17 protein-coding genes are annotated in these 23,810 nt (G+C 70.4%); 5 read left to right on the top strand and 12 right to left on the bottom strand.

Annotated elements, in window-relative coordinates:
- Window positions 1–74 precede the first annotated feature (74 nt).
- Complete coding sequence (gene bla, locus CG723_RS20850) at window positions 75–977, top strand: class A beta-lactamase (protein ID WP_100594994.1); 903 nt, start codon at window positions 75–77, stop codon at window positions 975–977.
- An 84-nt stretch (window positions 978–1,061) separates the two neighbouring features.
- Here the strand turns inward: bla and pruA are convergent, their stop codons facing one another.
- Both pruA and CG723_RS20840 read right to left on the bottom strand, forming a co-directional pair.
- The gene (gene pruA / locus CG723_RS20845; RefSeq protein ID WP_100594993.1) at window positions 1,062–2,693 is read right to left on the bottom strand and encodes an L-glutamate gamma-semialdehyde dehydrogenase; all 1,632 of its coding nucleotides are present in this window, start codon (window positions 2,691–2,693) and stop codon (window positions 1,062–1,064) included.
- Window positions 2,694–2,725: 32 nt separating this feature from the next.
- A complete protein-coding gene (locus CG723_RS20840) occupies window positions 2,726–3,652 on the bottom strand; it encodes a proline dehydrogenase family protein (protein WP_100594992.1) in 927 nt (308 codons plus the stop codon).
- Between the two features lie 185 nt (window positions 3,653–3,837).
- Here CG723_RS20840 and CG723_RS20835 point away from each other — a divergent pair, with 185 nt between their 5' ends.
- On the top strand, window positions 3,838–5,016 hold the full coding sequence (locus CG723_RS20835; RefSeq protein ID WP_234374427.1) for a PucR family transcriptional regulator: 1,179 nt from the start codon (window positions 3,838–3,840) through the stop codon (window positions 5,014–5,016).
- Here CG723_RS20835 and CG723_RS20830 read toward each other — a convergent pair.
- Window positions 5,005–5,586, bottom strand: a complete 582-nt coding sequence (locus tag CG723_RS20830) for a TetR/AcrR family transcriptional regulator (RefSeq protein WP_100594990.1) — start codon at window positions 5,584–5,586, stop codon at window positions 5,005–5,007. The two genes, CG723_RS20835 and CG723_RS20830, sit on opposite strands and share 12 nt — an antisense overlap.
- Window positions 5,587–5,682: 96 nt before the next feature.
- Between CG723_RS20830 and CG723_RS20825 the strand changes: the two genes are divergently transcribed.
- Window positions 5,683–7,224, top strand: a complete 1,542-nt coding sequence (locus CG723_RS20825; RefSeq protein WP_100594989.1) for an MFS transporter — start codon at window positions 5,683–5,685, stop codon at window positions 7,222–7,224.
- A gap of 150 nt (window positions 7,225–7,374) precedes the next feature.
- Here the strand turns inward: CG723_RS20825 and serA are convergent, their stop codons facing one another.
- The 6 genes from serA to CG723_RS20790 form a co-directional block, all read right to left on the bottom strand.
- Window positions 7,375–9,000, bottom strand: a complete 1,626-nt coding sequence (serA, locus tag CG723_RS20820) for a phosphoglycerate dehydrogenase (protein WP_100594988.1) — start codon at window positions 8,998–9,000, stop codon at window positions 7,375–7,377.
- 321 nt (window positions 9,001–9,321) lie between these two features.
- Window positions 9,322–10,323: a ketol-acid reductoisomerase gene (gene ilvC / locus CG723_RS20815; RefSeq protein ID WP_100594987.1), complete on the bottom strand. Its 1,002-nt coding sequence runs from the start codon at window positions 10,321–10,323 to the stop codon at window positions 9,322–9,324.
- Window positions 10,324–10,433: 110 nt separating this feature from the next.
- Window positions 10,434–10,958 (bottom strand): acetolactate synthase small subunit, encoded by a 525-nt coding sequence (ilvN, locus tag CG723_RS20810; protein ID WP_100594986.1) that lies wholly within the window; start codon window positions 10,956–10,958, stop codon window positions 10,434–10,436.
- A 29-nt stretch (window positions 10,959–10,987) separates the two neighbouring features.
- The gene (locus tag CG723_RS20805; RefSeq protein ID WP_100594985.1) at window positions 10,988–12,829 is read right to left on the bottom strand and encodes an acetolactate synthase large subunit; all 1,842 of its coding nucleotides are present in this window, start codon (window positions 12,827–12,829) and stop codon (window positions 10,988–10,990) included.
- Between the two features lie 242 nt (window positions 12,830–13,071).
- Window positions 13,072–16,086, bottom strand: coding sequence for a putative bifunctional diguanylate cyclase/phosphodiesterase (locus CG723_RS20800; protein ID WP_100594984.1), 3,015 nt, complete (start codon window positions 16,084–16,086; stop codon window positions 13,072–13,074).
- Between the two features lie 247 nt (window positions 16,087–16,333).
- A complete protein-coding gene (locus CG723_RS20790; protein WP_100594983.1) occupies window positions 16,334–17,284 on the bottom strand; it encodes a 2-hydroxyacid dehydrogenase in 951 nt (316 codons plus the stop codon).
- 98 nt (window positions 17,285–17,382) lie between these two features.
- Here CG723_RS20790 and CG723_RS20785 point away from each other — a divergent pair, with 98 nt between their 5' ends.
- Window positions 17,383–18,381, top strand: coding sequence for an aldo/keto reductase (locus CG723_RS20785; RefSeq protein WP_100594982.1), 999 nt, complete (start codon window positions 17,383–17,385; stop codon window positions 18,379–18,381).
- A gap of 181 nt (window positions 18,382–18,562) precedes the next feature.
- Window positions 18,563–19,741, top strand: coding sequence for a PQQ-dependent sugar dehydrogenase (locus CG723_RS20780; RefSeq protein ID WP_100594981.1), 1,179 nt, complete (start codon window positions 18,563–18,565; stop codon window positions 19,739–19,741).
- Between the two features lie 37 nt (window positions 19,742–19,778).
- Here CG723_RS20780 and CG723_RS20775 read toward each other — a convergent pair whose 3' ends face one another.
- The 3 genes from CG723_RS20775 to CG723_RS20765 form a co-directional block, all read right to left on the bottom strand.
- Window positions 19,779–20,093, bottom strand: coding sequence for a DUF6191 domain-containing protein (locus tag CG723_RS20775; RefSeq protein WP_442802580.1), 315 nt, complete (start codon window positions 20,091–20,093; stop codon window positions 19,779–19,781).
- Between the two features lie 73 nt (window positions 20,094–20,166).
- A complete protein-coding gene (locus CG723_RS20770; RefSeq protein WP_100595176.1) occupies window positions 20,167–23,226 on the bottom strand; it encodes a helix-turn-helix transcriptional regulator in 3,060 nt (1,019 codons plus the stop codon).
- A 158-nt stretch (window positions 23,227–23,384) separates the two neighbouring features.
- Window positions 23,385–23,582 (bottom strand): hypothetical protein, encoded by a 198-nt coding sequence (locus CG723_RS20765; RefSeq protein WP_100594979.1) that lies wholly within the window; start codon window positions 23,580–23,582, stop codon window positions 23,385–23,387.
- Window positions 23,583–23,810: the final 228 nt, after the last annotated feature.

Here is a 23,810-nt window from a genome sequence, read left to right as displayed (position 1 = left end):
CACAGAGGGGCGCGGGCCTTCGGACCGGGCGATCCTCACCGCGTCCCCGACCCCGTTCACGTACCTTCGAGATCATGAATTTACCTCCCTCCCGCAGGACCCTCCTCGGCGCCGCGGCCCTGGCGCCCGTCCTTCTCTCCGTGCCCGGCACCACGAGCGCGGCGCCCTCCTCCGGCACCGGCGGTGACGCCCGGCGCCGGCTGCGCGAGCTGGAGGCGGGCTACCCCGGCCGCATCGGGGTGCACGCCCTGCACACCGGCACCGGCGCCGTCCTCGCCCACCGCGCGCACGAACGCTTCGCGATCGCCTCGACGTTCAAGGTCCTTGCCGCCTCGGCGATCCTGCACAGGGCGCGCGAGCAGGAGCCCGGACTGCTCGACGCACTGATCCGCTATGGACGCGACGACCTCGTGGCCGCCTCGCCCCGCACCGAAATGCACCTCGAAACCGGCATGACGGTACGGGAGTTGTGCGACGCCGCCATCACGTACAGCGACAACACCGCGGCCAATCTGCTGATGCGCCGGATCGGCGGCCCCGCCGGCGTCACCGCGTTCGCCCGCTCGCTCGGCGACTCCGTGACCCGGCTCGACCGGTGGGAGACCGACCTCAACACGAACATCCCCGGCGACCGGCGGGACACCACGACGCCCGCCGCCATGACCGCGGACCTGCGCGCGCTGGTCCTCGGTGACGCCCTCCACCCGCTCGACCGCGGCCAGTTGACACGGTGGCTGGTGGAGAACACCACCGGCGACAAGCGGATCCGCGCGGGGCTCCCCCCGGGCTGGCGGGTCGGGGACAAGACCGGGTCCCCTGCCTACGGCGGCGTCAACGACGTGGCCGTGGCCTGGCCGCCGGGCGGCGGGGCTCCCCTGGTCATCTCCGTGTACACGACCCGGCTCGACGCGGACACCCCGGGCGAGGACCGGATCGCCGCCGACATCACGCGCATCGCCGTGGACGCACTGATCTGACCCCGGACACGACACCGCCTCCGACCGGGGTGGGGCCCTGGTCGGAGGCGGGGTTCAGAGGGGCGTCGAAACGCCGGGTGGGCGTCAGCCCATGTGCGGGTAGCCGTACTCGGTCGGCGGGACCAGCGTCTCCTTGATGGCGCGGGTCAGGGTCCAGCGCTGCAGGTTCTGCGGGGCGCCGGCCTTGTCGTTGGTACCGGAGGCGCGGCCGCCGCCGAAGGGCTGCTGGCCGACGACGGCGCCGGTCGACTTGTCGTTGATGTAGAAGTTGCCCGCGGCGTAGCGGAGCTTGTCCATCGTGTGCGCGGCGGCGGCGCGGTCGTTCGAGATGACCGCACCCGTCAGGGCGTAGTCCGAGGCGGACTCCATCTGGTCCAGCATCTCGTCGTACTTGGCGTCGTCGTAGACGTGCACCGCGAGGATCGGGCCGAAGTACTCGGTCGTGAAGACCTCGTTCGCCGGGTCGCTGCACACGATGACGGTCGGGCGGACGAAGTAGCCGACCGAGTCGTCGTACTCGCCGCCGGCGATGACCGTGCAGGTCGGGTCCGACTTGGCGCGGTCGATGGCCGCCTTGTTCTTGGCGAAGGAGCGTTCGTCGATGACGGCACCGATGAAGTTCGTCAGGTCGGTGACGTCACCCATCTTGATGCCGTCGACCTCGGCCGCGAACTCCTCCTTGAAGCCGTCGTTCCAGATGGAGGCCGGAACGTAGGCGCGCGAGGACGCGGAGCACTTCTGGCCCTGGTACTCGAAGGAACCGCGGGTCAGGGCCGTCTTGAGGACGGCGCGGTCGGCGCTCGGGTGGGCGACGACGAAGTCCTTGCCACCGGTCTCACCGACGAGCCGCGGGTAGGTGCGGTACTTGTCGATGTTCGTGCCGACCGTCTTCCACAGGTGCTGGAAGGTCTTGGTCGAGCCGGTGAAGTGGATGCCGGCCAGGTCGCGGTGGTTCAGGGCGACCTCGGAGACCGCGATGCCGTCACCGGTGACGAGGTTGATGACGCCCTTGGGCAGACCGGCCTCCTCCAGGAGCTGCATGAGCAGCACGGCGGCGTGGGTCTGCGTCGGGGACGGCTTCCAGACCACCACGTTGCCCATGAGGGCGGGAGCGGTGGGGAGGTTGCCGGCGATGGCGGTGAAGTTGAACGGCGTGATCGCGTAGACGAAGCCCTCGAGCGGGCGGTGGTCCATACGGTTCCACACGCCGGTGGAGTTAGCCGGGGGCTGCTCGGCGAGGATGTTGCGGGCGTAGTGCACGTTGAAGCGCCAGAAGTCGACGAGCTCACAGGGCGTGTCGATCTCGGCCTGCTGCGCGGTCTTCGACTGGCCGAGCATCGTGGACGCGGCGAGCGTCTCGCGCCACGTCGTGGAGAGCAGCTCGGCGGCGCGCAGGATGATCGCGGCGCGGTCGTCGAAGGACATCGCGCGCCAGGCCGGGGCGGCGGCGAGCGCGGCGTCGATCGCGTCCTGCGCGTCCGCTTGCGTGGCGCCGCGGCCCGTACCGATGACGGCCTGGTGGTTGTGCGGCTGGACGACGGTGAACTCGTCGCCGCCACCGAGGCGCTTGACGCCGCCGATGGTCATCGACAGCTCGATCGGGTTCTCGGCCAGCTCCTTGAGCTTGACCTCGAGGCGCGCCCGCTCCGGGGAGCCGGGGGCGTAGCCGTGCACCGGCTCGTTGACGGGAGCGGGGACCTGGGTTACAGCGTCCATGAGTCTCTGAACTCCTTTGAGAGGGGTGGGGCTCAGCCCTTGGTGAGGATGGAGCGGGCGAAGAAGAGCAGGTTGGCGGGCTTCTCCGCGAGGCGGCGCATGAAGTAGCCGTACCAGTCGGTGCCGTACGCGGTGTAGACGCGCATCCGATGGCCCTCGGCGGCGAGACGGACGTGCTCGTCGCTGCGGATCCCGTACAGCATCTGGAACTCGTACTCGTCCAGCTTGCGCCCGGCGCGGCGGGCGAGCTCCTGGCTGATGGAGATGAGGCGCGGGTCGTGGGACCCGATCATCGGGTACCCGTCGCCCTCCATCAGAATCTTCAGGATGCGGACGTACGCCTTGTCGATCTCGGCCTTGTCCTGGTACGCGACGGAGGCGGGCTCCTTGTAGGCGCCCTTCACGATGCGTACGCGGCTGCCGGCGGCGGCGAGGCGGGTGGCGTCGTCCTCGGTGCGGAAGAGGTAGGCCTGGATGACGCATCCGGTCTGCGGGAAGTCCTTCCGCAGCTCCTCGTGGATGGCGAACATCGAGTCGAGGGTGGTGTGGTCCTCGGCGTCCAGGGTGACCGTGGTGCCGATCGCGGCGGCGGCCTCGACAACCGGGCGGACGTTGGCGAGGGCCAGCTCGTGGCCGCCGTCCAGCGCCTGGCCGAACATCGACAGCTTGACGGACATCTCGGCCTTGGTGCCGAGGCCCAGGTCCTCGAGGTGCGCGATCAGCTCGAGGTAGGCGTCGCGCGCGGCGGCGGCCTGCTCGGGGGTCGTGATGTCCTCGCCGACCACGTCGAGGGTGACCTCGAGGCCCTTGCCACAGGCGTCCACGACGATCGGCACGACGTCGTCGACGCTCTCACCGGCGATGAACCGGTCGACGACCTGCTTCGTGCCGGGGGCTGCCGAGATGAAACGGCGCATCTTGTCGCTGCGCGACGCGGCGAGAATCACGGGACCCAGCACGGGCCACCTCCACGGGGAGAGTACGAACGAGTGGCCGTATCGGCGTAAACGAACTGAATCGCAACAGACCGGTACGGCACGGAGAACCACCGTGAAATCTAAGGATCCCTCCGAGCGTGTGCCATCGACAGCTGTCACGCATCTGTGGCCACCACCTCAGACATTTGTCTGAAGAGTGCGGTGGGGTGCGCGAGAATGGCGGGGTGAAGGGCGACTACCAGGAACTGGTCGACGAGATCTCCGCGCTGCTCAGCGCCCCCGCGACGCTGGAGAACCGGGATTTCGGGCTGATCGCGTTCGGCGCGCAAGACAGCGACAGCGAATTCGACGAATCGACGCTGGACCCCGTACGCACCCGCTCGATCCTGACCCGCCGCTCCACCGCGGCGGTGCGTACCTGGTTCGAGGGCTTCGGCATCGCCCGCGCCACCGGCCCCGTCCGCATCCCGCCGACCCCGGAGGCCGGGGTCTACCGGGGCCGCATCTGCCTTCCCGTACGCCATCGGGGTGTCGTCCTCGGCTATGTGTGGCTGATCGACGACGATCCGGGGCCGACCGAGCAGCAGCTGACCGCCGCGATGGAGGTGGCGGGCCGCATCGGCGCGCTGCTCGCGGACGAGGCGCAGGCGGGCGCCGACCTGACCCGTGAGTTCCGTGAGGTCCTCACAGCCGAGCGCGGCTGGCAGCGGGACATGGCGGTGGCGGCCCTGCGCACGGCGCTCGGGTCGCGCGCGGACGGGCTGCACGCGGTGGTGTGCGTCGCGCCGTGGCCGTCGGCAGACCCGGACGACGCGCCTTCTTTCCGTACGATCCCCGCGGCCGACGCCCTGTGCATGGTGCCGTGGGGTGCGGCCGGGCAGGCCCTGGCCCTCCTGGTGCGGCTGCGGTCGGCGGACGCGCTCGGGCCGGCCTCGGCGGCGGCGGCGAAGCTGCGGGAGCGCGCCGGCACGGCGGTCGTCGCGGCGGGGTTCGCGGGCGCGCGGCGTGAGCTGGGCGACCTGGGCGCCGCCTGGCAGGAGGCGACGGCCGCGGCGCGCGCGGCACTCGCCGAGCCGCGTCTCGGCCCGGACGCGCACTGGGCGGCGATCGGCCCGTACCGACTGCTCACCGCGCTGCCCCCGGACACGGCGCACGACCCCGTCCTCGCCCCGCTCCTGCTGCCCGCGAACCGCCAACTGGCCCGCACCACCGAGGTGTTCCTCGACTGTGCGGGCCAGGCCGGCCGCACGGCGGCGGAGCTGGGCATCCACCGCCAGACCCTCTACTACCGCCTGTCCCGCGTGGAGCAGCTCACCGGCCTCGACCTGGACGACGGCGAGGACCGGCTGCTGTTGCACATGGGGCTGAAGGCGTCACGCCTGTGACGCGCGCACCGCGTCCAGCAACAGCCGCAAGCCCTCGGTGAGTTCGTCGGCACTGGGCGAGTAGTCCGCGTCGAAGGTGTGCTGGGCGACGAGCCCGAGGACCAGCACCGAGAAGAGTTTCCCGAGTGTCTGCACGCTCGGATCGTCGACCGGCGGCTCCTCCCCCATGACCATGCCGATGAATCCGCGCCCCGCCTCGTGCTGAGCTTGCGCCAGCTGCTCGCGCACGACCGGCATCTTGTCGCCCATCGTCACGAGCTCGATGCTCAGGTGCCAGATCGCCCCGGGCTTTCCGAGGCTGTCGGTGATCCCGGCCATCACGGCCCGGAACCGCTCCAACGAGCCGGGCGCACCCGGCAGTTCGCCCACCGCGCTCCAGTCGTCCGAGGCCCCTTCGGCCAGCGCCACGTACGCCTGCGCGAGCAGCGCGTCCTTCGAGCCGTAGTGGTAGCCGATCGAGGCCAGGTTGGTCCCCGACTCCTTGACGATGTCGCGCGCCGTCGTGCGCACGAACCCCTTCTCCAGAAGGCAGCGCTTGGCGCCTTCGAGCAGATCCTCGCGATGTCCCATGGCGCCACCGTACCCCTGATTCATACAGCCGTCCCATACGGTCGTTCTATACGTGCGTACTAGACAAGTGTTTAAGACGCCCGTACAGTCCTCCTCATGACGAACTCACCGAGCACCAACTCCCGTGCGGGGCGCCGCGAATGGACGGCACTCGCGGTCCTGATGCTTCCGCTGCTCCTCGTCTCGATGGACGTCTCCGTCCTCTATTTCGCGATCCCCTCCATCAGCGCGGACCTCGAGCCGACCGGCACCCAGCAGCTGTGGATCTTCGACATCTACGCGTTCGTGCTCGCCGGCCTGCTGATGACGATGGGCTCCCTCGGCGACCGCATCGGCCGCCGCAAGCTCCTGATGATCGGCGCCACCGCCTTCGGCGCCGCCTCCGTCTGCGCGGCCTACGCGAACAGCGCGGAGATGCTCATCGCGGCCCGCGCGCTCCTCGGCATCGGCGGCGCGACCCTGATGCCCACGACGATGGCGCTGGTCCGCAACATGTTCCGCGACGACAAGCAGCGCGCGACGGCCATCGGCATCTGGTCCGGCGTCATGACCGGCGGCATCGCGCTCGGCTCGGTGATGAGCGGCATCCTCGTCGAACACTTCTGGTGGGGCTCGGTCTTCCTCGTCAACCTGCCCGCGATGGCCCTGCTCCTGCTGCTCGCCCCGGTCCTGCTCCCCGAGTTCAAGGACCCGGAGCCGGGCCGCTTCGACTTCCTGAGCGTCCCGCTGTCGATGGCCGCGGTGCTCCCCCTCGTCTACGGCATCAAGGAGATCCCCTCCGAGGGCTTCGAGCCGCTCTACGTCACCTCGATCGTGGTGGGCCTCGTCTTCGCCGCCCTGTTCGTACGCCGCCAGCGCACCGTCGAGTCACCGATGATCTCGCCGGCCCTCTTCCGGGGCCGCGGCTTCGGCCCTGCTGTCACCCTCAACCTCATCTCGGCCTTCGCGATGATGGGTTCGGCGTACTTCACCACGCAGTACCTCCAGGCCGTTCTCGGCAAGAGCGCGCTCGAAGCGGCGCTGTGGGCGCTCGCGCCGACCGTCTTCATCGGCTTCGCCGCCCCCATCGCGACGGTCCTCGTGCAGCGGGGCGTGCACCGCGGGTCCGTCGTCACCGTCGGCTTCCTGACCAGCGCCTGCGGCTACGGCCTCCTGACGCTGACCGGCACGGACTCCCTGTGGACCGCCCTGGCCGGCGCGGGTGTACTCGCCTCCGGCGCGGTGATCGTGGGCTCCCAGCTCACGGACCTGGCGCTCGGCGCGGCCCCGGCGGAGAAGGCGGGCGCGGCGTCGTCCCTCCTCGAGACGGGCCAGGAGTTCGGCGGCGCCCTCGGCATGGCCGTCCTGGGCTCGATCGGTACGGCGGTCTACCGCCACGAGATCGGCGACGCGCCGGCCGAGGCGAAGGAGACACTGGGCGGAGCGCTCGCGGTGGCGCAGCACCTGCCGGGCCGGGCGGGCGACGCGCTCCTCGCATCGGCCCGGGAAGCGTTCACGAGCGGCATGCACATCGCCGCGGTGGCGGGCGGGGTGGTCCTGCTGGGGGCGGCGGTACTGGCCCTGCGCGGCCTTCGCGGGGTGGCCGCGCCGCAGCAGGAAGACCAGCGGGAGCCGGAGCCGGCGGAGGCAACGGCCTGACCCCGATGTCCGCGACAAAAGAAACGCCGGACGGGCTGAGATTCAGCCCGTCCGGCGTTCGAGGACATTCGGGAAGGTACGGATCGGGGGAGAAAAAAGAAGGGCCCGAGCCCCCACACGGGTGACTCGGGCCCAACCACGTACCAAGAACTAGTCGGTCAGGTTCACCGAGCGCGCGGACGTCGCGCCGATCTCGTCACCCAGCTCGCTGAGCACCCCGGCGGGAACCGTGTCGTCGACGGTCAGGACGGCCAGCGCCTCGCCGCCCAGGTCCGCACGGGCGACCTGCATACCGGCGATGTTGATGCCCGCCTCGCCGAGCACGCGGCCCACGGTGCCGACGACACCGGGACGGTCCTCGTAGCGCAGGACGACCATGTGGTCGGCCAGGGCGAGGTCCACGTCGTACTCGCCGACGGCGACGATCTTCTGGAGGTGCTTGGGGCCGGCCAGCGTGCCGGAGACCGAGATCTCCTCGCCGCCGGTCAGCGTGCCGCGCACGGTGACGACGTTGCGGTGGTCCGGGGACTCGGAGCTCGTGGTGAGGCGGACCTCGACGCCGCGCTCCTGTGCGAACAGCGGAGCGTTCACGTACGACACCGTCTCGTCGACGACGTCCTCGAACACGCCCTTCAGAGCGGAGAGTTCGAGCACCTTCACGTCGTGCTGCGTGATCTCGCCGTAGACCTCGACGTCGAGGCGGGCCGCGACCTCGCCCGCGAGCGCGGTGAAGATCCGGCCGAGCTTCTCGGCGAGCGGCAGGCCCGGCTTGACGTCCTCGGCGATGACGCCGCCCTGGACGTTCACCGCGTCCGGGACGAGCTCACCGGCGAGCGCGAGCCGCACGGAGCGGGCGACGGCGATACCGGCCTTCTCCTGCGCCTCGTCCGTGGAGGCACCGAGGTGCGGGGTGGCCACGACCTGGTCGAACTCGAACAGCGGGGAGTCCGTGCAGGGCTCCTTCGCGTACACGTCGAGGCCGGCGCCGGCGACGCGGCCCTCCTTGAGCGCCGAGTACAGCGCCGCCTCGTCGACGATCCCGCCGCGCGCGGCGTTGACGATGCGGACGGTCGGCTTGACCTTGCGCAGCGCGTCGTCGCCGATGAGGCCGACCGTCTCGGGGGTCTTGGGGAGGTGCACGGTGATGAAGTCGGAGACCTCGAGCAGCTCGTCGAGGGTGAGGACCTTGACGCCCATCTGGGCGGCGCGCGCGGGCTGCACGTACGGGTCGTACGCGACGACCTTCATGCCGAAGGCCGACATGCGCTGCGCGACGAGCGCGCCGATGCGGCCGAGGCCGACGACGCCGAGGGTCTTCTCGGCGAGCTCGACGCCCGTGTACTTGGAGCGCTTCCACTCGCCGGCCTTGAGGGCCTGGCTGCCCTGCGGGATGTTGCGCGCCGTGGCGATGAGCAGGCCGCAGGCGAGCTCGGCGGCGGTCACGATGTTGGAGGTCGGGGCGTTGACGACCATCACGCCGGCCTTGGTGGCGGCGGAGACGTCGACGTTGTCGAGGCCGACGCCGGCTCGTGCGACGACCTTCAGCTTCTTTGCGGCGGCGATCGCCTCGGCGTCGACCTTGGTGGCCGAGCGGATCAGGATCGCGTCGACATCGGCGATGGCCGGGAGCAGCTCGGCCCGGTCTCCGCCGTTGCACTGGCGGATCTCGAAGTCAGGGCCAAGAGCGTCGACGGTCGCGGGAGACAGCTCTTCCGCGATGAGTACGACAGGTTTGCCGGTTGCAGCAGTGCTCACGTGAGTCCTCACAAGTCCCATTGCGGACGGCCGTCCCGACGGCCGCAGGCGGTGGAGGGGTGTCAGCGGCGCCGGGGAAGTGCGGGTGCGTTCCCGCGTCGTTCGCAGACGCCGGGGCATGAATGCACTTCTTCGATGTCGCTGTGCCGCGTGGTAGACGCACGACGCTGTGGGCCCGACGCGAATGTGTTCTGCAGTCTAGTGGCGCTTCGGAGGTGGTCTTGCGCCTCCACGGAAGGATCACCCGTCCGTGGCTGGACACGGTGGACAACCAAGTTGACACGGGCCGTCCACCTCGACGAGGGGGCCGGGGCGTTCGCCCCGGCCCCCTCGTCGCAAGGCTTACGCCTCGTCGTTGTCCACCCAGCTCATGAGCTTGCGGAGCTCCTTGCCGGTGGTCTCCAGGAGGTGGTTCTCGTCCTGGGTCTTGTACTCGTTGTACTTCTTCAGGCCCGAGTGGTACTCGTCCATCCAGTTCTTGGCGAACGTGCCGTCCTGGATCTCGGCGAGGACCTTCTTCATCTCGGCCTTGGTGGCGTCCGTGATGATGCGCGGGCCGGTGACGTAGTCGCCCCACTCGGCGGTCTCGGAGATCGACCAGCGCATCTTCTCCAGGCCGCCCTCGTACATGAGGTCGACGATGAGCTTCAGCTCGTGGAGGCACTCGAAGTACGCGATCTCCGGCTGGTAGCCGGCCTCGGTCAGCGTCTCGAAGCCCGCCTTGACCAGCGCGGCGGTGCCACCGCAGAGAACGGCCTGCTCACCGAACAGGTCGGTCTCGGTCTCCTCGGTGAAGGTCGTCTTGATGACGCCGGCGCGGGTGCCGCCGATGCCCTTCGCGTAGGAGAGGGCCAGCTCGAAGCCGTTGCCCGTGGCGTCCTGCTCGACGGCCGCGATGCACGGAACGCCGCGGCCCTCTTCGTACTGACGGCGCACCAGGTGACCCGGGCCCTTGGGCGCGACCATCGCCACGTCCACGTTGGCCGGGGGCTTGATGAAGCCGTAGCGGATGTTGAGGCCGTGGCCGAAGAACAGCGCGTCGCCGTCCTTCAGGTTGTCCTTGATGGACTCCTCGTAGACCTGGGCCTGGAGCGGGTCCGGGACCAGGATCATGATGACGTCGGCCTCGGCGGCGGCCTCGGACGGCGTCACGACGCGCAGGCCCTGCTCCTCGGCCTTGGCCTTGGACTTGGAGCCCTCGTGCAGACCGACGCGGACGTCGACACCGGAGTCACGGAGCGACAGCGCGTGGGCGTGGCCCTGGCTGCCGTAACCGATCACCGCGACCTTGCGGCCCTGGATGATGGACAGGTCGGCATCGTCGTCGTAGAACAGCTCGGCCACTGGATTTTCTCCTTGGTGTGCAGGTGTTGCGTCCCACCGTACGGCGGGATTGCGGAGGGAAGTTTTCGGGTCTCGGTATACGAGAGGGCGCTCGAAAGCACCTGGGGGGCTCAGGCCGTGCGGTCGAGCGCCCGCAGGCTCCGGTCGGTGATGGAGCGCGAGCCGCGGCCGACCGCGATGGTGCCCGACTGGACGAGCTCCTTGATGCCGAAGGGTTCCAGCATCTTGAGCATGGCTTCCAGCTTGTCGCTGGAGCCGGTGGCCTCGATGGTGACGGCCTCCGGGGAGACGTCCACGGTCTTGGCGCGGAACAGCTGGACGATCTCGACGATCTGCGAGCGCGTCTCGTTGTCGGCGCGGACCTTGGCGAGGACGAGCTCACGCTGGACGGCGTGGCCCTGCTCCAGTTCGACGATCTTCAGGACGTTGACCAGCTTGTTGAGCTGCTTCGTGACCTGTTCGAGCGGCAGGTCCTCGACATTCACCACGATGGTGATGCGGGAGATGTCGGGGTGCTCGGTGACGCCGACCGCCAGGGAGTCGATGTTGAACCCGCGGCGGGAGAACAGTGCGGTGATCCGGGCGAGGACACCTGGCTTGTTCTCGACCAGGACGGAGAGCGTGTGCTTGGACATGGCTCTTGGTCTCTCTTTCGCTCTCGGTCTCAGTCGTCTTCGTTGTCGCCGAAGTCGGGGCGGACCCCGCGGGCGGCCATGACTTCGTCGTTGGAGGTGCCTGCGGCGACCATCGGCCACACCATGGCGTCCTCGTGGACGATGAAGTCCACGACGACGGGGCGGTCGTTGATGGAGTTGGCCTCTGCGATGACCTTGTCCAGGTCCTCGGGGCGCTCACACCGGATGGCGTAACAGCCCATGGCCTCCGACAGCTTGACGAAGTCGGGGACGCGGGTGCCCTTGTTGTCCTTGACGTCGTCGGGGCCGCTGTGGAGCACGGTGTTGGAGTAGCGCTGGTTGTAGAACAGCGTCTGCCACTGGCGGACCATGCCGAGGGCGCCGTTGTTGATGATGGCGACCTTGATCGGGATGTTGTTGAGCGCGCAGGTGGTCAGTTCCTGATTGGTCATCTGGAAGCAGCCGTCGCCGTCGATCGCCCAGACGGCCCGGTCCGGCATGCCGGCCTTCGCGCCCATCGCGGCGGGAACCGAATAGCCCATCGTTCCGGCGCCGCCGGAATTGAGCCAAGTGGCGGGCTTCTCGTACTGGATGAAGTGCGCGGCCCACATCTGGTGCTGGCCGACGCCCGCGGCGAAGATCGTGCCCTCGGGCGCGAGCTGGCCGATCCGCTCGATGACGTTCTGCGGCGAGAGCGAACCGTCCTCGGGCTGGTCGTAGCCCAGCGGGTAGGTGTCGCGCCAGCGGCTGAGGTCCTTCCACCAGGCGCTGTAGTCACCCTTGTGGCCCTCGCTGTGCTCCTTCTGCACGGCCTGGACCAGATCGGCGATGACCTCGCGGGCGTCACCGACGATCGGCACGTCGGCGACGCGGTTCTTGCCGATCTCGGCCGGGTCGATGTCGGCGTGGACGATCTTCGCGAACGGGGCGAAGCTGTCCAGCTTGCCGGTGACGCGGTCGTCGAAGCGGGCTCCGAGGGCGACGATCAGGTCGGCCTTCTGCAGCGCGGTGACGGCGGTGACCGCACCGTGCATGCCCGGCATTCCCACGTGCAGCGGGTGGCTGTCGGGGAATGCGCCGAGCGCCATCAGGGTGGTGGTGACGGGCGCTCCGGTGAGCTCGGCGAGGACCTTCAGCTCGGCCGTGGCGTGCGCCTTGAGCACACCGCCGCCGACGTAGAGGACCGGCCGCTTCGCGGCGGAGATCAGCTTCGCGGCCTCGCGGATCTGCTTGGCGTGCGGCTTGGTCACCGGGCGGTAGCCGGGCAGGTCCTGCTGCGGCGGCCAGGAGAACGTCGTCTGCGCCTGCAGCACGTCCTTCGGGATGTCCACGAGGACCGGGCCGGGACGACCGGTCGAGGCAATGTGGAATGCCTCGGCGATCGCCTTCGGGATGTCCTCGGCCCTGGTGACCAGGAAGCTGTGCTTCGTGATCGGCATCGTGATGCCGACGATGTCCGCCTCCTGGAAGGCATCCGTGCCGATGGCCTTGGTCACGACCTGACCGGTGATCGCGATCAGCGGGACGGAGTCCATCATGGCGTCCGCGATCGGCGTCACCAGGTTCGTCGCACCCGGACCGCTCGTCGCCATGCAGACGCCGACCTTGCCGGTGGCCTGCGCGTAGCCGGTGGCCGCGTGCCCCGCGCCCTGCTCGTGCCTCACGAGAACGTGCCGCACCCGGGTCGAGTCCATCATCGGGTCGTACGCGGGAAGGATCGTGCCGCCGGGAATGCCGAATACGGTGTCGACCCCGACCTCCTCGAGCGAACGGATGAGGGACTTCGCACCCGTGACGTGCTCGACGGGGGCGGACTGCTGTCCTCGGGGCCGCGGCTGCGGATGGTGGGCCCCGGTGGCCTGCTCGGTCATCGGCATTCTCTTCTCGATGCTGAGGGTTTTTGCGAGGTTTGTGCGGTGTTCGGTTACTGGACTACACGCGCTTGTGCAACAAAAAACCCCTCGTGCCGTGAGGCAAGCGAGGGGAGCGCGCCGGTGCGGTTGCTGGGATCCGGTGTTCGGACCGGTGGGCCCCAGCTTCAGCCGACGCGCTTTCCAAGTACGAGAATTCGGGTGCGCATGGCATTGACCCTCTCTCCGGCGCACTATGCGTGTCAAGTAGGTGGGACGGGGGTCTCATTATGTGAACGGAGCAGGGTCGTCCGGGCGGACGGCAACGGTGCGCCCGCGAACACCGGCTCGGCCGGACCGCTCGGCACCGGGTAGTTCCCCGAGGCCAGCGCACGGCGCAGCCGGTACTCGTCGAGCGGCCCGGAGAAGGCCATCCCCTGTCCATGTGTGCATCCCATGGCGCGCAGTGCGACGACCTGCTCGGGCAGGTCGACGCCGTCGGCCACGGAACTCAGGCCGAGATCGCCTGCGATGCGCAGCAGACCACTGGTGATCTTGTGCAAACGGGCGGACTCCACCACCCCTTCCACGAGGCTGCGGTCGAGTTTCAGCACATCGACAGGGAGCCTGCGCAGCGCCGTGATGGCCGCGTATCCGCTGCCGAAGCCGTCGAGGGCGATCCGGACACCGAGTCGGCGCAGCGTGGTGAGACGGCGTTCCAGCTCGTCCAGGGGCACCCTGGGGTCGCTGTCGGCCAGCTCGATGACCAGCGCACCCGAGGGCAGCCCGTGCCGGGTCAGGAGCGCCTCGATGGAGCCGAGAGGCAGCGACCGGTCGAGGAGCCTGCGGGCGCCGATCCGGACGGCCACGGGTACGGCATGGCCTCGGCGCCCGCGCTCGGCGGCCTGCTCGACGGCCTCCTCCAGCATCCAGCGGCCGAGCTCGGCGGTGCGCTCGCCCTCCTCGGCGGTGCGCAGGAACTCGGCGGGCGTGAACAGGATGCCCTGGGTCGAGCGCCAGCGGGCCTGCGCGGCGACCGACGTGATCCGGCCCGTGTCGAGGGAGACCACCGGCTGGTGCAGCAGGGCGAACTCGCCCTCGTGCAGGGCGGTGCGCAGCCGCGTGGCGAGTTCCGCCTTGCGCACGACGTCGGCCTGCATCTGGGGCGCGTACAGCTCCACCCGGCCCTTTCCTGCGGCCTTCGCCCGGTACATCGCCAGGTCCGCGTTGCGCAGCAACTCGCCTGCGGAAACGTCGGGTTCGGCGAAGGCGACACCGATGGAGGCGGCCACCCGGACATCGTTGCCGTCGATGGTGTACGGCTGCGAGAGGGTGACCCTGAGGCGGTCCGCGAGCTCGTAGATGTGCTGCTCACGTGCTGTGTCGTCGCGGCTTCCGTCGCCGACGATCAGCGCCGCGAACTCGTCACCTCCCAGGCGGGCGGCGGTGTCTCCCGAGCGCACGGATTCGGCCAGCCGCCGGGCCGCCTGGACGAGGAGTTCGTCGCCCGCCTGGTGGCCGATGGTGTCGTTGACCTGCTTGAAGCCGTCGAGGTCGATGAAGAGGACGGCCGTGCCGCGGTCGGTGGCGCGGCGGCCTCCCAGCGCGCGGCCGACCCGCTTGGTGAACAGGGCGCGGTTGGGCAGGTCGGTGAGCGGGTCGTGCTCGGCGTTGTGCTGCAACTGCGCCTGCAGACGCACCCGTTCGGTGACGTCCCGACTGTTGAGGATGAGGCCGCCGTGGTGGCGGTTCACCGTCGACTCCACGTTCAGCCAGGCTCCGGCGCCGGAGTGGAAGCGGCACTCGATTCGGGTCGTGGGCTCCTCGATCTGGCTCGCCGCGAGGAAGCGGCGCAGTTCGTGGACCACGCGCCCGAGGTCCTCGGGATGGATGATCGAGGCGAGCTCGGACCCGACGAGTTCCTCGGCGTCGCGCCCGTAGACCCCGGCGGCGGCCGGGCTGACGTATCTGAGGATGCCGTTCGGAGCGGCGATCATGATGACGTCGCTGGAGCCCTGCACCAGGGAGCGGAAGTGGTTCTCCTTCTGCGCCAGCTCCTGGGTGAGGGTGATGTTGTCGAGGAGCATGATGCCCTGGCGCACGACGAGGGCCAGGACGACGGTGCATGCCGTGAAGAGGACCACGCGGTCCACACTGTGGCCGTTCAGGACGTTGTAGAGAATCCCCAACGTGCAGACGGCGGCGGCCAGATAGGGCGTGAGCGCCGCGAGCGATCCGGAGATGGGGCGGGTGACCGGGTACCGCGCGAACGCGGGTCCTCCGTCGCGCTCCCCGCGCCGCGGCCCCACCCAGGGCGCGTACGCGAGCAGCAGCGACCCGGCGAACCAGCCGGCGTCGAGGATCTCCCCCGAGTGGTAACTCGCGTGCAGCAGGGGCGAGGTGAACAGGGCGTCGCACATCACGGTCAGGGCGAGCGCGCCGATCGCGGTGTTCACCGCCGAGCGGTTGCCGGGCGAACGGCGGAAGTGCAGGGCGAGCACCATGCTGACCAGCACGATGTCGAGGAGCGGGTACGCGAGGGAGAGCGCGGTACGGGTGACGCTCTGCCCCTCGAACCGCGCGGTGTGCGCGAGGGCGAGGCTCCAGGACAGCGTGATCAGCGAGCCGGCGATGAGCCAGGAGTCGAGCGCGAGACAGACCCAACCGGCCTTGGTGAAGGGCCGCTTGGCGAGGACGAGCAGTCCGACGACGGCGGGCGGTGCGAAGCACAGGAAGAAGAGGTCGGCGAGGCTCGGGGTCGGCACCGGGCGCTGGAGGACGACCTCGTACCAGCCCCACACCCCGTTTCCCAGGGACGCCATGGCGGAGGAGACCGCGAACAGGATCCAGGCAGGTCGAAAGCGGCTGCGCCGACTGCGCGCGTACGCGAAGTTCGACACGGCGGCGACCGCGGCGGCGGCGCTGAGTCCGAAGTCGCCCATGAACAGGGCGAGCCGGTCGGATCCCCAGCCGAGCACGGACCCCGTCGCGTACCCGGCGCACAGGAACGCGAGCACGAGCTGTGAGCCGAGGCCGGCCCCTCCGCCCTGGAACAGGCGGCGGCCTGCGATCACGGCCCCGGGGGCGCTCACGGGGACACTCCGGTCCGTGCCGCCCCCGTGTCCCGGTGTCCGCGCTCTGCTCGCTGAGGCCTCCGGCGTCCGCCGTTCCTGTGGCGCCCGCCCCTGCGGCTGCCGTGGCAGCTGGGCCGGCTCGTGCGGACCGGTGCGCGCGCGGGTCGTCGCCGGCGGCCCCGCCGCGTCGGATCGTTCGCCCATAGGCCGTGCATCGCCCGTCGCCCCCCTCGCAGTCCCGGTCGTCCGTGCCCGGCGCCGAACTCTCCACGGCGCTACCCCAGTCGGGACGATACACCAGAGTCGTCACTCAGGGACAGGGCCCCTCTACTCTCCGTGACGACCAGCGGCGATGCGCGCACGGGGCGCATCCGGCCGGGCGCGGAGCGTGTGCGCGGGCATGTGAAGTCGGGCCGGGAGGCGGCGGATGGGGCCTCTCCGGAGCCCGCCCTCAGTCCGTCGTCAGGACGACGTTCTCGAGCGGTTCTCCCGCCGCGAACCGGGTCAGCTGTGCGGCGAGCAGGCGCTTGGCCCGCGGCCAGAAGGCGGATGTGGAGCCGCCGACGTGCGGGCTGACGAGTACCCCCGGAGCGTGCCACAACGGGTGCCCCTGGGGCAGGGGTTCGGGATCGGTGACGTCGAGGGCTGCGGTGATCCGGCCGCTCTCCAGTTCGGCCAGGAGCGCCTCGGTGTCGACGACGGCCCCGCGCGCGACGTTCACGAGCAGGGCACCGTCCTTGAGTCGCGCCAGGAAGCCGGCGTCGGCGAGACCCCGCGTCGCCTCGTTGAGCGGCGTCGAAAGGATCACCACGTCCGCGTCGGGGAGCAGGGCGGGCAGTTCGGTGAGCGGGTGCACGGGGCCGCGCGCGGTCGTGCGGGCAGAGCGTGCGACGCGCACGACCCGCGCGCACTCGAAGGGAGCGAGCCGGTCCTCGATGGCGGAGCCGATCGACCCGTACCCGATGATCAGTACGATTTTGTCGGCGAGCGCCGGATAGAAGCCGGACCGCCACTCCTCGCTCTCCTGTCCCCGCACGAAGCCGGGGATGCCCCTCAGGGACGCCAGGATCAGGGCGAGGGTGAGCTCGGCGGTGCTCGCCTCGTGCACACCACGCGCGTTGCACAGCCGCACGCCCGACGGGAGCGACTTGAGGCCTCCCTGTACGTGGTCGATGCCGGCGGAGAGCGTCTGCACGGCCCGTACGGACGTCATCTCGACCATGGGCCGTACGCCGACGTCCGCGCCCTTCATGTAAGGGACCACGTAGAAGGCGCAGTCGGCCGGGTCGGCGGGGAAGTCGGGGCCGCCGTCCCAGAAGCGATAGTTGAGCCCCTCGGGAAGCCCGGGGACCTCGTCCTCACGGAACGGGAGCCATACGTCGGCGGATACCTCAGCACTCATGGTCAGGAGGCTAATGGGAGGTGGGCTGTGCGCGGCGGGCCGGGTCCCAGAGGTTAGTTTGGGTGCCTCTCGAACACGCAGGGGGAGGCTACTTCCAGGTGGAGCGCAGGACGATCGGGGCGGCAGCGCTCGAGGTGGGCGCGATCGGGCTCGGGTGCATGCCGATGAGCTGGGCCTATACCGGCTCGCGGCAGCGGGGGGACGAGTCCGTACGCACCGTGCATGCCGCGCTGGACCGGGGGTCGACCCTGCTGGACACGGCGGACATGTACGGGCCGTTCACGAACGAGTTGCTGCTCGGACGGGTCCTGAAGGAGCGCCGCGGCGACGCCTTCGTATCGACCAAGTGCGGGCTGCTCGTCGGTGAGCAGCACATCGTCGCCAACGGCCGGCCCGGGTATGTGAAGCGGGCCTGCGACGCGTCGCTGCGGCGGCTCCAGACGGACACGATCGATCTGTACCAGTTGCACCGCGCCGACCCCGAGGTGCCCGTCGAGGAGACGTGGGGCGCCATGGCGGAGCTCGTGGGCGCGGGAAAGGTGCGGGCGCTCGGGCTGTGCGCGGTGGGGGCGCGGGCGACGCGGCGGGGCAGGGCCGGGCTGCATGCGGGAACGATCCGGCAGCTGGAGCGGGTGCAGCAGGTGTTCCCGGTCAGCGCGGTGGAGGCCGAGCTCTCGGTGTGGTCGCCGGAGGCCCTGGAGACACTGCTGCCGTGGTGCGAGACCCGGGGCGTGGGGTTCCTCGCCGCGATGCCTCTGGGCAACGGCTTCCTCACGGGCACGCTGACGCCCGGGCAGGGGTTCGAACCGGACGACCTGCGGGCCCGGCATCCCCGGTTCACCGCGGAGATGATGGCGGCCAACCAGCCGATCGTGGCGGGCCTGCGCCGGATCGCCGCGCGGCACGGGGAAGCGGTGACTCCGGCGCAGGTGGCGCTGGCGTGGGTGCTGGGGCGCGGGCGGCACGTGGTGCCGGTTCCGGGTGCCAAGCGGGAGCGCTGGGCGGCGCAGAACGCGGAGGCTGCGGAGCTGAAGCTCACTGACCGTGATTTGGCGGAGATCAGGGAGCTGCCGCGGGCTCGGGGGTCTTGGGACTGAGGCTCGGGGTGCTTGTTCTTTTGGGGCTGTGCGATCGGCGGGCGGGAGCGGGTTGGTCCGAACGCGTCGGAGTTGATCGGGAACCTGCGGGGTGGCTGCGGTGTATGAACAGTAGAACCGCAGCGCAGAACAGCAGCCCAGTCCGCAGCGTCGAGGGGATCCGATCGTGCAACGTCCAGGTGTGCAGCCCGTGTTGGCCGTGTTGGCCTGCGCCTCGATCCTTTTCACGGCGGGGTGTTCCTCGGGTGACGACGCCTCGTCGGACACCCGGCACAGCGCCTCCCCCGGCTCGTCCGAACCGGGCACGTCCGCTTCCGGGGGCGCGGGGGGCGGCAACGCTCCGGCGGAGGGCTCGGTGAAGGTGGTGCGCACGGTCGCCGAGGGCCTGAATTCCCCCTGGGGCCTGGCCCCGCTGCCGGGCGGCGGTGGCCTGCTGGTGTCCTCGCGGGACGAGGCGACGATCACGCGGGTCGATACGCAGACCGGCAAGAAGACCGAGGCCGGCACCGTGCCCGGGGTGGTCCCGGGCGGCGAGGGCGGACTGCTCGGCCTGGCCCTCTCCCCGTCGTTCACCTCCGACCACTGGCTCTACGCGTACTTCACCGCGAAGTCCGACAACCGCATCGTGCGGATGAGGTACGACGCGAAGAAGCCGCCCGGCGATCAACTGGGCGCGCCCGAGACGGTGTTCACGGGCATCCCGAAGGGCTCGAACCACAACGGCGGGCGCATCGCGTTCGGCCCGGACAAGCTGCTCTACGTGGGCACGGGCGAGACTTACGTGAAGAAGTACGCCCAGGACAGGAAGTCCCCGGGCGGCAAGATCCTCCGGATGACCCCGGACGGCAAACCGGCGCCGGGAAACCCCTTCGGTGACTCCGTGGTCTATACGTACGGTCACCGCAACGTGCAGGGGCTCGCCTGGGACAAGGACAAGCGGCTGTGGGCGTCGGAGTTCGGCCAGGACACGTGGGACGAGCTCAACCTGATCGTGCCGGGTGACAACTACGGCTGGCCCGATGTGGAGGGCAAGAGCGGCAGTTCCGGGTTCCACGATCCGGTGGCCGTGTGGCACACGTCCGAGGCTTCTCCGAGCGGCATCGCCTACGCGGAGGGCTCGGTCTGGATGGCGGGCCTGAGAGGCGAGCGGCTGTGGCGGATCCCCCTCAAGGGGACGCAGGTGGCGGCCGAGCCACAGTCCTTCCTCATCGACGACGCGACCGAGCAGGGCAAGTACGGGAGGCTGCGGACGGTGGTCGCCGCGGGCGGGAACAAGCTGTGGCTGACGACGAGCAACACGGACTCGAGAGGTACGCCGCGGAAGGGCGACGACCGGATTCTGGAGCTGGAGGTGTCCTGAGGGGCGCCGGTCCCTGGCAGGGCGGGAGCGGTAGCGCTCAGGTCTCGTCGTCGGAGGGGTCGGTGGGGTCGGGGTCGTGCGCGGAGTCGTGACCCGGGTCACGACCGGGGTCGGTCGTTGGGGTCGCGCTCGCCTCGGGGGCCGACTCGGGCGGCTCCGTCGCCGCTGTCTCCGGTCCCTCCGTCGGGTCCGGTGGTGTCTGGTTGGGGACGCGGACCAGCACCTTGCCGGAGGTGAGGTCTATGGGGCCGCGGCCAGGGTCGCCGTCGTTGAGGTCGACGCGGGTCAGCTCCAGCCGCTTGCGCTCCTCGTTGGTGTGCTTGCGGCCGGGCGAGAACAGCTCCTCGAACATGTTGAACACGGCGCCTCCGGGTGGCCGAAACCTCATTCCAGCGTACGACAGCGCGAATTTTCACCCTGCGTGATCAGCCCGTCGGCGCGAACAGCCTCAGGCGGTGGGCCACCGCGGCTGCCTCACCGCGGCCGGCCACGCCGAGCTTGGCCAGGATGTTGGAGACATGAACACTCGCCGTCTTCGGGGAGATGAAGAGCTCCTCGGCGATCTGGCGGTTGCTGCGTCCGGCGGCGACGAGGCGCAGGACGTCGCGTTCGCGGCTGGTCAGGCCGAGTTCCTCGGCGGGATCGGCGGGCATCTGGGGGCGTGGTGCGGCGGGGTTCAAGGTGAGGCGGGCACGCTGCGCGAGCAGGGCGACCGATTCGGTGAGGGGGCGCGCTCCGAGGTGGTCGGCGACGGCTCCGGCGAGCCGCAGCAGTTCCGTGGCCCGCTCCCGCTCGTCGTCGAACGTGGCGGCGGCCGCGAGGAGGGATTCCGCGGCGCGGAAGCGGACGCGAGCGAGGTCGTAGGGGCGGTCGAGCGACTCGAAGGTGGTGAGGGGATGGGACCAGTCGTCAGGGGTGTCGCGGCCTTCGGCGCGCAGGAGTTCGGCGCGGAGCCACTGTTCGTGGGCGAGCCACACGGGCATGGGGGTGGCCAGGCGCTTGGCGGCCGTGCGGATGCGGTCGACGGCTGCGGCTCGGCCGGGCTCCGCGGCCGGCAGGCCGCGCGCGTCGGCCTCGGCGACGGCGGCCGAGACGAGGAGGGTCCAGGCATAGCGCTGGTTGCTCGGCGGGACGCCCTCGGCGACGACGCGGGCGAGTTCGGCGCGGGCGTCGAGGAGGCCCTGGGTGCCGCCGGCGGCCGCCGAGATGCCCACGGCGAGGGCGGACAGGGGCAGGGTGTACTGGGGCATCGTGTCGTGACTGCCGTAGTGGGCGCGGGCGGTGGCGAGCTGGGCGGCCGCCTCGGCGTGGTCGCCGCGGGCGAGAGCGACGGCCGCGAGGCGGGTGGCCGCCGTGCCGCGGGGCTTGGCGCTCAGCGCGGAGGACCGCAGTGCCGTGTCGACGGCGACTTCGGCCTCGGTCCAGCGGCCCAGGGAGGTGAGGGACTCGGCCATGTTGGTCAGGACCCAGCCCTCCGTGTCGAGGAGCCCGTACCGGCGGCACAGGTCCATGCCTGACTCGGCAACGGTCACGGACTCGAGGGAGCGGCCTGCGCCCTCCAGGACGGAGGCGAGATTGATGTGGACGCGGCCGACCTGCGGGACGAGGCCGATCTCGACGACCCGGTCGCGGACGGCGTACATCTCGGCGAAGCCGCGGTCGATCTCGCCCGCGTCGACGAGGAGGCCGCCGAGAGTGAGTCTGGCGTTCAGCTCGATGTCCTCGGCCTTGACCATGCGGGCGTATTCGACGGCCCGTTCGGCGGCGGCCAGGGTCTCCTCGCCGGGGTTGTGGAGCATGCCCCAGGAGGCGACGTTGGTGAGGACCTCGGCGTGCACCTCGGACGGCGGCAGTCCGCGTACGAGTTCCTGGGCGGTGGCGATCTCGGCCCAGCCGTCGCCGCGGCCGAGGGAGGAGACGAGACGGGAGCGCTGGATCCAGAACCAGGCGGCGCGCAGGGGGTCCTTCTCGTCGTCGGCGTCGTCGATGAGGCGCAGGGCGCGTTTGATGATTTTCAGGGCGCGTTCGCGTTCGCCGCACAGGCGGCCCGCGACGGCGGCCTCGGCCATCAGGTCGAGATAGCGCAGGGGCGTGGTGGCGGGATCGCAGCCGCAGGGCGGATAGACCTCGGTGTAGTCGACGGGGCGCAGTGCGGCGCGGATGTCCTCGGGGGCCTCGTCCCAGAGGCTCATCGCCCGTTCCAGGAGCCGCAGTTGCTCGGAGTAGGCGTGCCGGCGGCGGGCCTCGACGGACGCGTCGAGGACGGCGGGCAGTGCCTTGGCCGGGTCGTGGGCGTGGTACCAGTAGCTCGCGAGGCGCGTGACGCGTTCGTCGGCGCGGACGAGCGAGGGGTCGGCCTCGAGCGCCTCGGCGTAGCGGCGGCTGAGGCGGGAGCGTTCGCCGGGCAGCAGGTCGTCGCCGACGGCCTCGCGGACCAGGGAGTGGCGGAAGCGGTAGCCGTCCCCGTCGGGGGTGGCGAGCAGGATGTTGGCGCCGACGGCGGCGCGCAGGGCCTCGATCAGTTCGTCCTCGCCGAGCCGGGCGACGGCGGCGAGCAGCGCGTACTCGACGGTGGAGCCGCCCTCGGCGACGATCCTGGCCACGCGCTGGGCGTCGTCGGGAAGGCTCTCGACGCGGACGAGGAGCACGTCGCGCAGCGTCTCGGACAGGCCGGTGCAGTTGCCCCCGCTGGTGGCGACGGCCAGTTCCTCGACGAAGAACGCGTTGCCGTCGGAGCGCTCGAAGATGTCGTCGACCTGGGCCTGTTCGGGCTCGGCCGCGAAGATCCCGGCGATCTGGCGGGACACCTCGTCGCGGCTGAAGCGGTCGAGTTCGAGGCGGGTGACGGTGCGCAGGCGGTCGAGTTCGGCGAGGAGCGGGCGCAGGGGGTGACGGCGGTGGATGTCGTCGGCGCGGTAGGTGGCCACGATGACGAGACGGCCGCTGCGCAGCGTACGGAAGAGATAGGAGAGGAGGTGGCGGGTGGAGGCGTCGGCCCAGTGGAGGTCCTCCAGGATGACGAGGACGGTGCGGTCAGCGGCGACGCGCTCCAGGAGACGGGCCGTCAGTTCGAAGAGCCGGGCCATGCTCTGCTCGTCGTGGCGTCCGTCGCGTCCGGTCGGCGCCGGGGAGAGTTCGGGCAGGAGCCGCGCGAGTTCGGTCTCCTGTCCGGCGGCCGCCGCGACGAACTCCTCGGGCAGCAGTCGGCGCAGGGCCCGCAGAGCGGTCGAGAAGGGGGCGAACGGAAGCCCGTCCGCACCGATTTCGACGCAGCCGCCGAGCGCGACGACGGTGCCCTCGCGGCGTGCGGCGAGTGCGAACTCCTCGACGAGACGGGTCTTGCCGACCCCCGCCTCCCCGCCGAGCAGCATGGCCTGCGGCTCCCCCGTGGTGGCACGGGCGAGCGCCTTGTTGAGTACGCCCAGTTCGCCGGCGCGGCCGACGAACACCGGGCTGACGCACCTGGTCTCCACAGGGGGGAGCATCGCACAGGGGTCCGACGCAGCGGCACCCGTTATCGCCGAGGGCAGAGTCGGGCGCGGGTCGACGACCTCGATATGCCTGTCGGCCGCGTTGAAGGTGGAGCTGAAGTCGAAAGGGAGGACCACACCCGTGTGGCCCTCCCCCTGCTCTGCCGTCATCGTCAGGCCGCGCGTGCGAAACGGGAGCGGCGTGAGCGCGGACTGTTCACCCGCCCCTCCGTGTCCTGGCCGGCAGAGGCGGCGCGGCGCTCCGCGCGCCGGTTGCGCCGGGCTTCGCGGGCCTCGCGGACCAGGCGGTTGTGCTCGGCCTGGCGGACCAGTTCGGCGGCGCGGATCTGGTGGATCTCGTACTCGTACATCTGGTGCTCCCTGGTGGCGAGTGGGTTTCGGCTTCGCTTTCTGCGATGCCTCAACACTCGTCTCCCAGGGGGGTCCGCCACATCGGGAGAGTGCCGCATGTTCCGGGTACGGGGTGCCTTAGACGTGACTCAGAGATCCTCAGACCGTCCTGAGTCGCCCTGAGGTACCCGACTTGTATTGGCCGTAGCGGAGCGCGGTCGGGTTGGCCGCTCGTAGCGTTTCCGTAG

It is taken from the genome of Streptomyces sp. CB01635 (assembly GCF_002803065.1).
GTDB lineage: Bacteria > Actinomycetota > Actinomycetes > Streptomycetales > Streptomycetaceae > Streptomyces.
This window is presented reverse-complemented; position numbering and strand designations above follow the sequence as displayed.

Excerpts from the sequence above, each read along its gene's own strand:
- bla (WP_100594994.1), top strand. The coding sequence starts at position 75 with ATGAATTTACCTCCCTCCCGCAGGACCCTCCTCGGCGCCGCGGCCCTG.
- pruA (WP_100594993.1), bottom strand. The coding sequence starts at position 2,693 with ATGGACGCTGTAACCCAGGTCCCCGCTCCCGTCAACGAGCCGGTGCAC.
- CG723_RS20830 (WP_100594990.1), bottom strand. The coding sequence starts at position 5,586 with ATGGGACATCGCGAGGATCTGCTCGAAGGCGCCAAGCGCTGCCTTCTG.
- CG723_RS20825 (WP_100594989.1), top strand. The coding sequence starts at position 5,683 with ATGACGAACTCACCGAGCACCAACTCCCGTGCGGGGCGCCGCGAATGG.
- serA (WP_100594988.1), bottom strand. The coding sequence starts at position 9,000 with ATGGGACTTGTGAGGACTCACGTGAGCACTGCTGCAACCGGCAAACCT.
- ilvN (WP_100594986.1), bottom strand. The coding sequence starts at position 10,958 with ATGTCCAAGCACACGCTCTCCGTCCTGGTCGAGAACAAGCCAGGTGTC.
- CG723_RS20805 (WP_100594985.1), bottom strand. The coding sequence starts at position 12,829 with ATGACCGAGCAGGCCACCGGGGCCCACCATCCGCAGCCGCGGCCCCGA.
- CG723_RS20800 (WP_100594984.1), bottom strand. The coding sequence starts at position 16,086 with ATGGGCGAACGATCCGACGCGGCGGGGCCGCCGGCGACGACCCGCGCG.
- CG723_RS20790 (WP_100594983.1), bottom strand. The coding sequence starts at position 17,284 with ATGAGTGCTGAGGTATCCGCCGACGTATGGCTCCCGTTCCGTGAGGAC.
- CG723_RS20775 (WP_442802580.1), bottom strand. The coding sequence starts at position 20,093 with ATGTTCGAGGAGCTGTTCTCGCCCGGCCGCAAGCACACCAACGAGGAG.
- CG723_RS20770 (WP_100595176.1), bottom strand. The coding sequence starts at position 23,226 with ATGCTCCCCCCTGTGGAGACCAGGTGCGTCAGCCCGGTGTTCGTCGGC.
- CG723_RS20765 (WP_100594979.1), bottom strand. The coding sequence starts at position 23,582 with ATGTACGAGTACGAGATCCACCAGATCCGCGCCGCCGAACTGGTCCGC.